General features: G+C 51.8%; 12 protein-coding genes. 7 read left to right on the top strand and 5 right to left on the bottom strand.

Annotation, left to right across the window (positions count from 1 at the left end; genetic code table 11):
- Window positions 1–7: 7 nt before the first annotated feature.
- Complete coding sequence (locus C5O22_RS09645; protein WP_165910485.1) at window positions 8–1,537, bottom strand: SPOR domain-containing protein; 1,530 nt, start codon at window positions 1,535–1,537, stop codon at window positions 8–10.
- A gap of 27 nt (window positions 1,538–1,564) precedes the next feature.
- On the bottom strand, window positions 1,565–2,110 hold the full coding sequence (locus tag C5O22_RS09640) for a hypothetical protein (RefSeq protein WP_132781300.1): 546 nt from the start codon (window positions 2,108–2,110) through the stop codon (window positions 1,565–1,567).
- Window positions 2,111–2,294: 184 nt separating this feature from the next.
- Between C5O22_RS09640 and C5O22_RS09635 the strand changes: the two genes are divergently transcribed.
- From C5O22_RS09635 to C5O22_RS09615, 5 genes are all read left to right on the top strand, one after another.
- A complete protein-coding gene (locus C5O22_RS09635; protein WP_132781298.1) occupies window positions 2,295–2,657 on the top strand; it encodes a MarR family winged helix-turn-helix transcriptional regulator in 363 nt (120 codons plus the stop codon).
- A 3-nt stretch (window positions 2,658–2,660) separates the two neighbouring features.
- Window positions 2,661–5,243, top strand: coding sequence for a DsrE/DsrF/DrsH-like family protein (locus tag C5O22_RS09630; protein ID WP_132781296.1), 2,583 nt, complete (start codon window positions 2,661–2,663; stop codon window positions 5,241–5,243).
- 227 nt (window positions 5,244–5,470) lie between these two features.
- A complete protein-coding gene (locus C5O22_RS09625) occupies window positions 5,471–6,643 on the top strand; it encodes a homocysteine biosynthesis protein (protein ID WP_132781295.1) in 1,173 nt (390 codons plus the stop codon).
- Window positions 6,640–7,059 (top strand): 4Fe-4S binding protein, encoded by a 420-nt coding sequence (locus tag C5O22_RS09620; protein WP_132781293.1) that lies wholly within the window; start codon window positions 6,640–6,642, stop codon window positions 7,057–7,059. Before C5O22_RS09625 ends, C5O22_RS09620 begins: the two co-directional genes overlap by 4 nt.
- Window positions 7,060–7,203: 144 nt before the next feature.
- Complete coding sequence (locus C5O22_RS09615; RefSeq protein WP_132781291.1) at window positions 7,204–8,241, top strand: UPF0280 family protein; 1,038 nt, start codon at window positions 7,204–7,206, stop codon at window positions 8,239–8,241.
- A 77-nt stretch (window positions 8,242–8,318) separates the two neighbouring features.
- Here the strand turns inward: C5O22_RS09615 and C5O22_RS09610 are convergent, their stop codons facing one another.
- Window positions 8,319–9,017 (bottom strand): SAM-dependent methyltransferase, encoded by a 699-nt coding sequence (locus C5O22_RS09610; protein WP_132781289.1) that lies wholly within the window; start codon window positions 9,015–9,017, stop codon window positions 8,319–8,321.
- A gap of 202 nt (window positions 9,018–9,219) precedes the next feature.
- On the opposite strand from C5O22_RS09610, the gene C5O22_RS09605 reads away from it, so the two are divergent.
- Entirely contained in the window at window positions 9,220–10,014 is a 795-nt protein-coding gene (locus C5O22_RS09605; RefSeq protein ID WP_132781288.1) for a uracil-DNA glycosylase, read from the top strand.
- On the top strand, window positions 10,001–12,136 hold the full coding sequence (gene priA / locus C5O22_RS09600) for a replication restart helicase PriA (protein WP_243692921.1): 2,136 nt from the start codon (window positions 10,001–10,003) through the stop codon (window positions 12,134–12,136). The genes C5O22_RS09605 and priA overlap by 14 nt, the downstream gene beginning before the upstream one ends.
- A gap of 105 nt (window positions 12,137–12,241) precedes the next feature.
- Here the strand turns inward: priA and C5O22_RS09595 are convergent, their stop codons facing one another.
- Together C5O22_RS09595 and C5O22_RS09590 are read right to left on the bottom strand one after the other, a co-directional pair.
- On the bottom strand, window positions 12,242–13,720 hold the full coding sequence (locus C5O22_RS09595) for a M16 family metallopeptidase (RefSeq protein ID WP_132781286.1): 1,479 nt from the start codon (window positions 13,718–13,720) through the stop codon (window positions 12,242–12,244).
- 18 nt (window positions 13,721–13,738) lie between these two features.
- Window positions 13,739–15,211 (bottom strand): M16 family metallopeptidase, encoded by a 1,473-nt coding sequence (locus C5O22_RS09590; protein ID WP_132781285.1) that lies wholly within the window; start codon window positions 15,209–15,211, stop codon window positions 13,739–13,741.
- Window positions 15,212–15,252 lie beyond the last annotated feature (41 nt).

Below are 15,252 nucleotides of genomic sequence, written 5' to 3'. Positions count from 1 at the left end.
TAAGGTGCTATCCTTCCTTTTTAACGAAGGCATCTTTGTAACCCAGCCGTTTCATTTGCTGGAGCAGGGCGGTACTTTCTCCCTGATTCAAGGGGCCCACAAACAATCGATATATCAATTCCCCCTTATTTTCTGAAACCTGTATTACCGCTGGATATCGTGGATTGAGTTTCGCAATGGCCCCTTCAAGGGAAGCGGCACTGCGGAAGGACCCCAACTGGATATAATACGTTCCCCGTTCCAGGGAGCGCACTACCGGCACATGAAGGATTCGCTCGGGAATGGATGCTTTTTTTTCAGATAGAACCTCTGGTACAACTTCTTTCACCGGTCCTTTTACAACCGGCGCTACCGCTTCAGTGCTAGGGGTAGGTATAGCCATTTCGAGAGGAACTTCCTTAATCTCAAGGTTAATCTCCCCTTGCGACTGTTCTTCCTTTGGGGCAGCAAGAGGGGATTCAGGCGGAAGTGTGGCCACCCGAGCAGAGTCAGGAAGCTGCGCCTCCGGTGTATCCAATACGGGTGGTCGTTCCTCTGCCGGCACAAGGACCATCTCCGTTTCTTCTGGTTCGGGAGTAACCGGAGGAGTCGATGGTACCTCTTCTTTTAGAGGGGGCGCTTCTGTAAGTGTTTCCTTTTCCTCTTTTTGAGGGGCCCCTATCGGTTCTTCCTTTTGGGGAGGTTCTTCTGCAATAAGCACCGTCACTTCAGAAGAAGGCTCTTGAGGATAGAGGGTCTCTGCTTTTTGTTCCTGCGGTGGTTGAGCTGCAAGAGCAGGTTCAGGCACCTCCGTGATTTTTCCTTCCTCTGGAGGGAATCCTTCTAGGTGGGCGGTTTCAACATTCTGGGGTGCCATCGGAGTTTCAAAAGCAGAAACGGGGGGCAATGCCTCTTTTTTGTTTTCCGCAAGGGAAGATTCTTGAGCCACCGCTCCCTCATTTTTTTCTTTTTCCTGAGGGACAGGAACTTCTACCAGCGCTTCTGCCTCAGGTACGGTTTCTGCCAGGGATGGCCCCACAGGGGTTTCTTCTGGTTTTTTCTCCGGCAGTGGTTCTTTATTTTCAGCAAGAGATGTCACCGGAGCTTCTTCCTGAATAGGAGATCCGACAATGGAGTCCTCAGGCCTTGCTCGGTTTTGCTCAACAAAAACCGACGGATTGCGATCCGGATCTCGAGGAGCTACCAGTTCCTCATTAAACCGAGAGAAGGCAATGGGGTCTGCGGGCATGCTCATGCGGATCCTCGTGACTACCCGGGGTTTCATTCCCAGGTATTCGGCGGCTTCTTTTGAAACAAGCGCCAAAAGGCCCGCCGTATCCAGTTCCTGTACTACCACAACCCGCAAGGACCGGTTGTTTTCCAGATTCACAATATCTACCAGCGTATTTCGGGGAAAAGAACTTGTCGCAATAAAGTAGCCCTTTTCTGGCAACAGGCCCCCATCGGCCTGGACCGCAGCACCCTCCCACACCGAAGAGGCTGGCAATAGGACAAGAGAGACGACGGCAATACACCCCAAAAGCCATGGCCGTTTCATAGTACTACTCCCATTCATGGTATTTCCTCATCGTTTTCTCAAAAAATCTACCACTTCTAATCCCACATATTGGGCTCGCCGCATATCTTCCTCCACAGAAAGGCCTCGTTCATCTAGAGGATACTCATAATATTTTTCAAATACCTTTTTACCATCTTTTGTAGTAAATATCTGGACTACCACTTCCCGGGGACCTATATAGGAATAATTTTCATCTTTTTTTATTTGTCCGTTTTTCAACTGAAGGTCATCATACTTCATTATACATACAATAAAGAAAGTTGCTCCACCCTCTTTTGCTTGATAGATATCTTGATACAGGGGGCGTTCCTCTACCAGGGTAATGGGGAAACTACTAATGATATGTCCCGCATTAAAAAACACCCCCATGAGGGCCCCTTCCCAGACGGTGGAAGCCTCATACTTTTCCTGTGCCCCTTTCTGTTCTACCACCGCAAGACAAAGAGATTCTCCCCATGCCTGGAGCGGTAGTATCCCCAGGATCACAAAAACGATAAACAGAAATGGTACAGATACACTCTTTCCCCGGCGGAGAAATAACGATTTTTGCACTTCTGGTCCTCCTCTGTATGTATCGACCGATTCTTGTATCAACTAAAGAAGATGAACCATAAGGGATCCGGAACAGGATACAGGAATCCGCTCTTGACATATCGATATTTTTATATAATATTTGCTACTAACAATCATTGATAGAGGCAATTAATAGCATAAAGGAACGACGGACCCTGTTTGTATGAAAGAAAAACTCTGTGCTCTGAAAGAAATCCTCCGGTATGTCACCCGCTTAGAAGAAGATCTTAAGGAAGAATATCATATCACCCTTTCGGAGGCCCTTCTCCTCTGTTGTATTGGCGGGGGCTGCACGGGGAGTGCCCCCCTGCAGGACCAGATAGGTCTCTCACCATCCCGGATTTCCCGTCTCCTGAGTAGTCTTGAACAGAAAGGTTTGATAGAACGAAGCCGGGGAACCCAGGATAAACGGCACTGGTCGAACCAGCCGACGGAAAAAGGCAAAGAATTGTTGGCGGCTTTGCAAGAACGGGGGATAACTATTCCCCCTCAATTGCTTGAAATATTTATCGCCCTCAAGGAGTAGGTTATGGCAAAGTACCTTGTTATCGGTGGTGTCGCGGGAGGTGCCACTGCGGCGGCCCGCTTAAGACGGAACGATGAGCAGGCAGAGATAATCCTGGTTGAACGAGGAGAGTATATCTCCTACGCTAACTGCGGACTTCCCTACTACAGTGGCGGGGTTATTGCAGAACGGGACAAACTCTTCGTTATGACCCCCGAAAAATTCCGGGCCACCTTGAATGTGGATGTCCGGGTTGCTACGGAAGCGACAGTTATTAATCGGCAGAAAAAAACCGTAACGCTGGTGGATAAAAAAACCGGCAGGACCTACGAAGAGTCCTACGACACCCTTATCCTTTCTCCGGGAGCCGAACCGGTACGGCCTCCTATTCCGGGACTTGACCTCGAAGGGATTTTTACCCTCCGTTCTGTTCCCGACGTGGATCGTATCAAAGCGTGGCTCGATCTCCAACATCCCCAGCTTGCGGTGGTTGTGGGTGGAGGCTTTATCGGCCTTGAAATGGCAGAAAATCTTGCCCACCGGGGACTCGGGGTTGCCATTGTGGAGGCCCTGGATCAGGTAATGGCACCGCTGGACTTTGAAATGGCCGCCATCGTTCATCAACATCTTAAAGACAAGGGGCTCGAGTTACGACTGAAAGATGGCGTCAAGGCCTTTGAACGTCGGGGGAGCCGTATCGCAGTCCTTCTGGCTTCGGGGGATGAAATTCTGACCGATATGGTGATCTTTTCGGTAGGCGTACGGCCCGATACAAAGATCGCCCAGGAGGCGGGGCTCGAAACTGTCCCTCCGGGAAAACCCGGTGCAGGGGCCATCATAGTGGATGAATACTTTACCACCAGTGACCAGGCCATTCGGGCCATTGGGGACGCAATTGCCTTCAAACATCCCCTGAGTGGGGAACTCGGGGTGATACCCCTTGCGGGTCCCGCAAACAAACAGGGGCGTTTGGTAGCCGATGCGATTGTATTTGGGAACAAGAAGGTGCGGCCCTGGAAAGGGGCCATTGGAACCGCTGGGGCGAAGATCTTTGATCTTACCGTCGCTACCACCGGAATCAACGAAAAGGTCCTTCAGAGGGTTGGAAAGCCCTATAGTCAGGTTATTGTACATCCAAATCACCATGCGGGATACTATCCTAATGCCCTTCCCCTCACCTTGAAAGTTCTCTTTCATCCAGAGAACGGTGCCATCTACGGCGCCCAGGCGGTCGGCTATGAGGGAGTAGATAAACGGATTGATGCGATTGCGGCCTTTATTCAGAAGGGCGGCACCGTTTTTGACCTCTGCGAATTCGAACACGTCTATGCCCCACCCTATTCCTCCGCCAAGGATCCCATCAACATGGCCGGTTTTGTGGCCGAAAACATCCTGGCCGGCCGCTCTCGGGTCCTTTCCTGGCGACAGTTTGAAGAACAGCGAGCAAAGGGAGCCTTTATCCTTGACGTACGTACGAAAGAAGAATTCGACCTCGGCCATATACCGGGGGCGGTGTGTATCCCCAACACGGAACTTCGCACCCGTCTTTCGGAGGTTCCTAAAGACAGAACGGTCCTCGTCTACTGCGGTGTAGGACTGCGGGGTTACCTGGCCGAACGGATCCTCCGTCAGCATGGATGGACCGACCTTTACAACCTGACGGGGGGATACAAAACCTGGAAGGCCGCCATGGAAAAACAGGACAACCCGGGGGCCCTGGCTCTGTGGAAAGGGAAAACCGCTCAGGTGGGGGATCAAAAAATCACCTACCATGAAGGGACGGGCCTTCCCGAAGGAATCGTAGAACAAAAAAATGTCAAGATTATTACGGTGGACGCCTGTGGTCTCCAGTGTCCGGGCCCCATCATGCGCCTTAAAACAGAGATTGATAAAATCGAACGGGGAAGCCGTATCCTGATTACCGCGACTGACCCTGGTTTTGCCCGGGATGTGCAGTCCTGGACCAATTTAACGGGGAACCTCCTTGTTTCTCTTGAAAACAAAGGAGGAAAAATCGAAGCCCTTATCGAAAAGCAACAGGGGGCCCCCCTTGCATCCGCATCTCGTCCCTTCCTGGGGGGCGATCGACCCCAAGGAACAGTCCCTTCTTCTTCGAGCCCCACGATGGTTCAAACCGCCCAGGGAGCCACCATCATCGTCTTTTCTAACGATTTTGATCGGGCCCTGGCATCCTTTGTTCTGGCCAATGGGGCTGCGGCGGTGGGCAAACCGGTAACCATGTTCTTCACCTTCTGGGGGCTCTCGGTCATCATGAAGCAACAAAAACCCCGGGTTCGCAAGGACCTCATGGGCCGGATGTTTAGCTGGATGCTGCCCAAACATGCGGGGACCCTTTCCCTTTCTAAGATGAATTTTGGGGGTATGGGCCCCTGGATGATGAAAGCCCGCATGAAGGCAAAACAGGTGGATCCACTGGAAGCAATGATTGCCCAGGCCCGGGCCGCGGGGGTGCGCCTAGTGGCATGCCAGATGTCCATGGATATCATGGGGGTTCAGAAAGAAGAACTCCTTGACGGCATCGAAATTGGCGGGGTTGCCACCTACTACGAAGCGGCCAGTAACGCGGGGGTAAATCTCTTTATCTAAATCGCCCGGTAGGCTCTGCCTGCAGGAAACAACCACGGGTCCCTGGATACCCCACTTTTAAAGAAAGGGGGAATATTCGGGGGCCTTTGTTTCTATTTCCTAATCTGAGCGCTCACCCGCGTATCACGTAACCAGGTTTTTCCATTGTTTGGAACATCGATACGAAGAGGCTACATTTATTGAATAAAAAATAAGAAGGGTCTATACTCCCCAGAGGAGCGTTTTCCATGAGCAGGACAACCAAGAGCTGGGATGAGATTAACCAAAAACTAAAAGAAGGAAAGGCCGTGGTCATTACCGCTGAAGAGGCAGCCCAGATGGCCAGTGAAGAAAAACCCGCTAATTTTGTACAAAAAGTAGATGTGGTTACCACCGGAACCTTTGGAGCCATGTGTTCCTCGGGGATGTTTATCAATTTTGGCCATCCGGAACCACCGATTCGGATGGAGCATATTACTATCGAGGGCGTACCGGTCTTCGGCGGCATTGCGGCGGTAGATGCCTACATCGGCGCCACAGAAGTGCATCCAGAGAATCCCCGCTTTGGGGGGGCCCACATCATCCAAAAGCTTATTGAAGGGGAAGAACTCTTCCTCAAAGCCCACGCCAAGGGAACCGACTGTTATCCCCGAAAAGACATTGAAACCTACATCCATCGGGATCGGGTCAACGAGATGATCCTTACCAATCCCCGCAATGCTTATCAAAACTATCCGGCCGCAACGAATTCCAGTCATCGAACCCTGTATACTTATATGGGCACCCTACTTCCTTCTTTCTTGAATATTAATTATTCCACCTCGGGTTGTCTTTCTCCACTTTTAAATGATCCTGAACTCCGTACCATAGGGATTGGGAGCCCCGTTTTTTTAGGTGGCGCCGTAGGATCCGTAGCCTGGAATGGGACCCAATTTAATACCGAGAAACCGACCAACGAACGGGGCATTCCCCTTTCGAACGCCCGAACCCTCATGCTCGTAGGGAATGCTAAAGAAATGTCGAGCCAATGGATCCGGGCAGCCTATTATGAAAAATATGGGGTTACCCTCTACGTGGGAGTGGGCTTTGCTATCCCCGTTCTGGATGAAGATCTGGCCTATCGCGTCATGGTCCGCAACGAAGAAATCCAGACTACTATTTGCGATTATGCCCTCGATGGGCACCCGCCTCTGGGGAACATAAGCTATGCAGAACTCATGTCAGGGACCGTCGAATTCCGGGGGAAAAAGGTGAGGACCGCACCTCTTTCCAGTTATCGCCGAGCCCGAGAACTGGCAGAGACCTTAAAACGCATGGTCCTTTCGGGGGCCTTCCCCCTCATACCTCCAGCACGTCCTCTTCCCCAGCGAAGTACCGTGCAGGGATTACCTATTATCAGAAACCGGAGGACATCCCGATGACCAGTAAATATGTACTTGGATATTCCGCAGAAACCGTAAGCGAACCTATCTTGTGGCGCCTGGTGAAAGATTTTGATATCCGGGTAAACATTCTTCGGGCTGAAATTTCTCCTGGACAAGAGGGAAATCTCCTTGTCGAATTTGGGGTTGAAGAAGAAGAAAAGCTCTCCCGGGCCCTTTCCTGGCTCGAATCGATAGGGGTAAGCTGGGTTAGTGTTTCAAAGCGCCTTTTCTGGGACGAGGATCGATGCATCGACTGTGGCAGCTGTTCGGGGGTATGTTTTTCAGGGGCCATCCTCCTGGACAGAAAAGACTGGAAGCTCCAGGTAAACCGGGACCTTTGTGTGGCCTGCGGAAACTGCGTCAAGGCCTGCCCTATGGGGTGCTTTACCCTTGATTTTGGGGAAGTTTCATAAACCATGAAAAAGGGGGCGGCCTTTCCGATAGGTTCCGGAGTATCATGGTAGCTGAGGCGCCGTCCCAGAGACAGCCTTTGTGCGGTATCCCCCACATACGCCAGGAGGTATCCCCTGTACAGAGAACGATTTTACCGGCATCCCATGGAAGGGAGCCGCTTTTCTTCCCTCACCCTCCAAATAGAAGAAACGGATCTCTGGATTGGCTGGAAGGGAGGAGTCTTCCCTTCCGCGCAGGGAGAGGGGGAATCAGCCCATCCCACAGAAATTGCTGAAAAAGATCCGGTAAGCTGGATGGGGGGTGGCGCCGCTGCGGAAACGGGGGGAACATTTCTTGCACACCCCTTCGAAGAACACCGTGTCCGTCAGCGAGCAACCCATATCGTACAGGCCTTAAGAAGACACATCCAGGAATACAGTGATACACACCCCAATTTTCTTTCCAGCCTGGTTCCCCTTCATTTTGATCCAGAGGCGCCCCCCATTGTGCAACGGATGCTCCAGGCCGGTCAGGCGGCCGGTGTAGGCCCCATGGCGGCGGTAGCCGGAGCTATTGCGGCCATCCTGGGAGAAGACCTTACAAAAGAATTTGCCTTTGATGAATTGGTTATAGAAAACGGCGGAGATTATTGGCTCTGGATTCAGGAGCCGCTGCTTGTGGGAGTGTACGCGGGGCTTTCTTCGCTTTCGGGGAAAATAGCAGTGCGACTACAGCCTTCGGGAAGACCCTGGGGGCTTGCCTGCTCTTCCGGAACCGTAGGGCCTTCCCTGAGCTTTGGCAAAGCCGATGCGGCCATGGTACTGGCCCCCGATGCGGCCGCGGCTGATGCCTGGGCCACCGCCCTGGGGAACCTCCTTAAACGGCAAGAAGATATGGAAGAAGCCCTTTCGTACCTTGCCTCAATGGCCCCTCAGAAAAACCAACCCCAGAAAAACCAGAGGGATGATAAGGAACCTTTATCTCATTTTGAAAGGCCCTCTTCAGCGGCACCGCAAACCCAGAAAAAAGGAGACATCCATGGTGGGCCCCCTTCGTTCTGCACACCTGGAGGGACATCCTCTCTTCTCTTAGAAACACCTTTTGATTGTCTTCCCCAGGGAGCCCTCTGTATCATGGCCGATCATCTTGCCGCATGGGGCAACCTTGAACTGGTTCCCTGGGATGGCTCATGGACAGACTAAGAACTCTTACTATGCCATCATAAGGGCCCCCTACCAGACCTTTTCAGAGAGGACCGTGAAGAGCTGGCACGTCTTGTTTAACCCTGCATCCAGAAAATCGCAGGGATCTTGCCAAAACGAAGGGGGTGTTTTCTCCATTCCCCTATGGTCTTCATCTCAATTCGCTCATCGGTACCCATGATATCCCGGGCAATACAGAGGCGGGTTGTTTCTTCCAGATGGGACACCAGGTACGCCGCAAGCTGGTCGGTCCTGTAGGGGGTCTCTATCCATCCTACCGAAAGGGCCTCTCGACGGGAAAGGCCTTCCAGATACCGAAGTCGTTTAAGGCGGTCCGGTTCTTTAATGGGCAAATAGCCCTCAAACATAAAACGTTGACCATTAAGACCACTGGCCATGAGGGCCTGCACAATCGCCGAGGGACCAGGATGGGGCACCACGGAGATTCCCCGCCGATGGGCAAGGGCCACCAGGGAAGCCCCCGGATCGGCCACACAGGGGAGCCCCGCCTCAGATACGAGGGCCCCCTCCATCCCCTGTACAATAGGATGAAGCAGGGGGTCCAGATCCTCTTCGGTAGAATGCTCGTCAAAACGGGCAAAGTGTTTCCGGGAAAGCTCCTCAGGGGTAAGAAAAGAAGCAAGGAAACGAATCGTAGTCCGTTCCCGCTCACTAATGATGTAAGGTACAGAGCGAAAGACCTCTTTTAGGTATTCCGGCAAAGGGAAGGGACCAGAACTAATCGGAGTAGGTATAAGGTGCAGTACGCCCGCCATAGGGTTCAAGACTATCCTATTTTAGAAATAAGGTCAAAGGTTAGTAAAAAAGAGGTGCCATCCCTTTCTTTTTGCAAAACCTTTTCAAAAAAGGCCGTCTTCCTGCACCATGAGAACAGAGCCATAACCGGCCTATGGGTTCCTTTCTTGAATCCCCCTGAGGGGCTTGTCAAGGGCAGGCAATTCCAGTTTTATTACAGCTATGAGGGCGGAAGAAAAAAAGGCACTCCTTACTCATATTGATTGTATCCTCGATTACCTCGATGGGAGATATCATCGGCCCCACCCAGAATATCCCGTACAGGATGATTCCTTTTTTACCACCCTTACGCTACCACAAGGGCATTCCCCCGCAGAATCCCCCCCACCAAGGGAGCCTTCCCTTCTTCCCCTCGCTGAAGATCTTTCCCTCCCTTCACTAGAAGAAGATAGTCTTGAAAAAATTGCCCAGGAAATTTTCCACTGCCGCCGCTGTCAGCTTGCCCTGGGACGGACCACTACCGTACCAGGAGAAGGGGTACCCCAGCCCATCGTCATGGTAATCGGAGAAGGCCCCGGGGCTGACGAAGACAGAACCGGCCGTCCCTTTGTGGGTCGGGCGGGGCAACTGTTAGATAAAATGCTTGCGGCCATCAATTTGAACCGAGAAACTAACTGCTATATCGCCAATGTGGTAAAATGCCGTCCTCCTAACAATCGAGATCCCCTACCGGGAGAGGTTTCCGCCTGCCGTTCCTATTTAGAACGACAAATCAGGTTACTCCAGCCCCGGGCAATTCTGACGGTGGGCCGTATTTCTGCCCAGACGCTCTTAGAAACCACAGAAGGGATCAGTCACCTGCGAGGGCGTCAACATACATACCGGGGAATTCCCCTCTTTGCCACCTACCATCCCAGCGCTCTTCTGAGAAATGAAGAACTGAAGCGACCTGCCTGGGAAGATCTTAAACTCCTACGGAGTTACCTTACTACTATCGGTGCCTATGGAAATGGCTAGCCCATCTCTTTCAAAGCAGACAAAAACCTCCCCCCTCGCCGACGAGACCCCTTTTAAAGTGCCCTCTGAACAAAAACAAGAGCAGGAAGCCCGCCATCACGACAGCGGGAATCCCGGTACCGCTTCTCAACAAGAACATCCAGCAACGACTTCCCCACCCTTCTTTGTGGAAGTGGTTTTTGACATTCCCCTGCAGAGGACCTTTACCTATCTTCCCGATGATGAACAAAGCGTAGCGGTGGGTAAGCGGGTTATCGCACCCTTTGGACGACAGGAACTCCTCGGCTTTGTGATTGGCACTCCCCCCACTCTCCCCCCCGCTTTACAAGAAGGGAACTTAAAAAAAATTCGTCGGGTCGTCGATGAAGCACCCCTCTACGATGAAGAACACATCGAACTTGCCCGCTGGCTTTCTTCCTACTATCTCTGCAGTCTGGGAGAAGCCCTGGCGGTCATGGTACCTTCGGGAAGACGAGAATCGGCGGCAGAAGCCTTGCTCACCGAAGAGGGCTTCATTCCCCCGGAGACCCTTGTCCTGTCGGAAGAACAGGAGAAAGCCCTTTCGGCAATTTTGAGAAAGCCCGAAATACCCCACTATCTCTATGGCATTACGGGTTCGGGTAAAACAGAGGTGTTTCTCCGGGCCGCAGAAGCAACCCTTGCCGCAGGTAAGTCGGTGATTTACCTGGTCCCCGAAATCGGCCTTACCCATCAATTAGAGGAGGCCCTGCAAAAACGATTCGGTAGCCTTGCTACCACCGTCCATTCCCGCATGACGGGAAGCCAGCGGCTTCGAGAGTGGCTTCGTATGCGGCGGGGCGAAGTCCGCCTCGTGGTGGGCCCCCGGAGTGCGGTCTTTGCTCCCCTTCAAAATCTGGGGCTCATCATCATCGATGAAGAACATGATGGCAGTTACAAATCGGGAAATACTCCCCGCTACCATGCCCGTCAGGTGGCCATGAAACGGTGTGCCATGAAGGGGGCCACCCTGCTCTTGGGGTCCGCCACTCCTTCTGTCGAAGCCTGGAAATTGATGGAAGAAGGTAAGCTCGAACGACACATCCTTACCCGTCGCCTTTCCGGCGGCGCTCCGCCGGAAATACGAATTCTCTCCCTGGAAGGAACAGAAGGCTGTCTTACCCAGGAACTTAAAGAAGAAATTCGCACCACCGCTCGAATGGGACGCCAGACCATTCTCTTTTTGAATCGCCGGGGCTTTGCCTATTTTTATCATTGCAAACACTGTGGATACGAACTGGTGTGCAAACGCTGTTCTGTTTCTCTTACGTATCACAAACACAAAGGAAGGGCCCTCTGTCACTACTGTGGCTATTCGGTCTTGCCACCGTCGGTATGCCCCCAGTGCGGTTCGGTAGAAGCCGGTTTTGTGGGATTCGGGACCGAAATGATCGAAGAAGAGGTGCGTCAAACCTTTCCGGATCTCCGGGTGCGGCGGGTAGATACGGACACCTTAGGGAAAAAGGGAAGCCTTAAAGAAGTGTTTGAGGTGTTTCGAGCAGGGGGCATTGACATCCTCCTGGGAACCCAGATGGTCGCCAAGGGGCTCAATTTTCCGGGGGTCCGCCTTGTAGGGGTAGTTCTTGCGGACACGGCCCTTCACCTTCCCGATTTTCGGGCCGCAGAACGGACCTTTTCTCTTATTGTTCAGGTTGCAGGCCGGGCGGGGCGCTATTTCCCCGATGGGAAAGTCCTGGTCCAGACCTTCCGACCCTCCGATCCCGCCATCAGTCGGGCCTGTGCCATGGACATTACTGGATTTTACGCGGCCGAACTGGCGGTGCGCAAAGAACTCGCCTTTCCGCCCTACACCCGTCTTATCCGTTGTACCATCCGGTCCCGGGACCCCCAGCGGGCCGACCGGGCGGCAGAAACCCTGGCTCACCTTATACACCTCTTCCTCCCCGCCGATGCGGAACTCCTTGGGCCGGCGGACTGCCCCCTTTCGCTTATCGCAGGAAATCACCGACGGCACATTATTCTGCGGGCAAAACAGTTGGGAGGCATCCACGCCGCCGCCCGGTCGGCCCTGGAGCTCTATGAACAAAAACGAGACCCCCGGGTCTACATCGAGGTAGATGTAGACCCGGTGCAACTCTTGTAAGTTCCGGCCCTATCAAGAAAAAGAGTCTCAACCATTCCTCCAGGGAGTCCCTGGGAGCCCCTGGTTAAACAGTCAGACATGGGGAGTCAAAAAAGACACATACCTTTATTTTTGAGAAGAGCCTGCAGCTACCCCCGGGAAAGAAATCCCCTTTATTTTGGCCAGGCCATTTGCATCGCTTACCACAACCCACTGAAGGGAAGCCCCAAAAAGCCAGCGATTCATCGCCCTTGTAATATCCCCCACCGTCACCGCTTCGATCCGTTCGGGGAAACGAAGATAATCCAGGGGATCTCCCGTAAATATAAAGCTCCGTGCAATGAGCCCCGCAATCTGGGCAGAGGTTTTTTGGTTTTCAAAGAGTTGATTAATGTATTTGTTTTTATAGGCCCGTAATCGTTCTGAAAGGGAGGTATACACATACTGATCCGTTTCCGGATCCTTCATTAAAATAAGCTGTTCCTTTTTAAAAAGATTCCAAGCCTCTTCGATATACCGGGGAATTCCCTGTATATCGGTAGCCTTATACACCCACACAATGCCGTAGGGACTCTTTGCCTGATTAAAAATAGTACCCACCGAATAACAGGCCCCATACTGTTCCCGGACAATATTAAAATAAAGATCATCCAGCATATCGATCCCCATGGCGAAGGGCACATAATCGGCATGAGAACGGGGTGGTAGCTGAAAAAAGCCCTGGATATAGGCCACATCTTTACTCGCGGCATGAGGGAAGGTACGCACCTCAGAACCGATGTGATAGGACGCCGAAGGGAAGGTAACGGGATTCTTCGGTAAGGTCCCCACATTCTTTTCAAACCGAGAAACTATATCCTGGGAGGAAACGTTTCCCACCACAATGACTACCAGTCGCTGGGCATTTAAGATTGAACGATGCCATTGTCGAACATCTTCAAGGGTAAGAGATAAAAGGGATTCTCTTGTTCCTGCCGGCAGGCTTTCATAGGCTTCTCCCTGGAAAAGCGTTTCGATTCCCTTGCGTCTTCCAAAGCGATCGGGATCCCCTGCCTCTTCTTCCAGAGCTTGAAGGGCCTCGTTCCGAACAAGCTCAAATTGTTCCTGCGTAAAAAGAGGATGGAGGAACCCATCAATATACATATCAAAAAGAGTAGGAAGATACTGGTCGATACAGATGAGATCATAACTTGCATAATCTAACTGGCTATCAAACGACAAAGAAGCGGAGGTTCGATACAGGGTGTCAAGGATGCCCTCGTAGGGATATCGTTCTGAGCCGCGGGAAAGGAGGGCAAGTCCCACTTTCTCAAGACCTGCTTTTTGGGGAGGAATGAGGGAACTTCCCCCTCGAATAAGGATTTTAAGCGTAACAACACGACCGGGGGCATTTCCTTTTATGACAAGGGGAATTCCATTGGATAAGGTCCGCTGGGTAAAATCTTTCTGGTTTTGCGTATAAAAAGCCTCATATCCTGAGGAGACCTCTTTCACCGTCCCCTGGCGATCCCCTGGAGTTGCACAGGACCCCCACAAAAAAAGGACCATAAGAGCCAGATAAACGAAAGCCGAATAACCGTATCGTAATAGTTTGTGCTGTTTCATATATCTCTCCCCTTTTTCTTATTTCCACCAAAAGGCTTTGTCTTCGGTGATGACGGTAAAACCATCGCTTTCTAATCGTTTTTTCTCCTGCTCATACACCGATGGATGAATCCGCAGCGTAATAAGGGGGGCCGTTCCCAGAAGATACTGTTGTACATACCGGCTTACCGCTTCTTTTGTGGTGGAACGGAGATTCTTCATGTACGAAAAGTAGTAGTCCGTAGAAGCCGAGGCCCACCAGAATCGAAGGTTCCGAAGGAAACCCTCTACCGTCTCTTGTTCCAAAATTTGTTGATTTTCGAGGACCTGCTTTACCAGTTCAAATTCTTCTGCGGAGAAATAGGCAGGGTCCTGAACCATGGCTGGAATTTCCTGCTGAGAAAGCAGTTCATACAGGGATCGCACTTTCTGGCTAAAGGGTCGTTCATCCCTTAAAAGATAGGCCCAAAAAACGATTTGTCCCCCATCCCGCTGGGTCCAATACCAGGCCCCCGTATACCGGGGATCAGGGATGCCCAGGTTAGCTTGAATAAGACGGGTCTTGTATCGACCCGCAGGATTATCCAAAAGGGTTCCCCAGACATCGGCACCATAGGTAGCATTGGTATCCCGCTGAACATCGGGGCCCCGATAGTAGATACTGACTACCCCAATCCGGGGATTTACCGTACTATCGGGGTACACAAGGAAGAGGGGTTTCTGGAAGGGTTTATCTACCTGGGGGGAAAGCGCCGTGGCCCAGGGGTCCGGGGCAGCTTTCCAGCTACCGTAGATCTCTTTCACCAGTGCCAGGGTTTTGACAGGGTCAATATCTCCCCCAATAAAAAGGGCCGCATTGTTAGGAACATAATAGGTGTTTTTGATACGAAGCAGGTCATCTCGAGTACAGGAACGAACATTTTCCACCGTTCCCCGGGGATCCCGCCGCCAGGGATAGCGCGGAAAAAGATGCTTATCCACTGCAGCTTGAAAGATCTGGTCAGGATCCGAAAAATCACCGGTAATTTCGCTGATCACCACCCCTTTTTCTCGCTCTATTTCTTCCTCTTTAAGGAGGGGTTCTCGAATCGCAAAGGACCAGAACTCAAGACCCTCCCGAATCATATGGGAAGGAACGGTAAAATAATAGTTTACGTACTCCGAGCCGGTAGAACCATTCCATTGAGACACCCCAAGATCAAGATAGGCGGTTTGCACCGCCGCTGCGGTGGGATATCGAGAATTCCCCTTAAACATCAGGTGCTCGTAAAAATGAAAGAGCCCTGCGGTCCGCTCATCCTGAGTAATACCCCCACAACGAAAGGCAATCTCAATATACACCAGGGGTGTACTGTGGTTTTCATACAAAAACACCTCAAGCCCATTATCGAGTACCTGGCGGGAAAAACCGCGGGGAGTTCCTTCAGGGATTTCTGACCAAAGAAGGGGAGCCCAGATACTTCCTACCATCACCATCAGTACCAGGGGCCACCGACGAATTCCAACCTTCATGAATACCTCCTCCTAAAAATCATACAAAACTAGTCATATTG

The organism is Treponema sp. J25, from assembly GCF_004343725.1.
Taxonomy (GTDB): Bacteria; Spirochaetota; Spirochaetia; order Treponematales; family Breznakiellaceae; genus J25.
The sequence above is the reverse complement of the archived record's forward strand: the minus strand, read 5'-3'. Positions and strand labels throughout refer to the sequence as shown.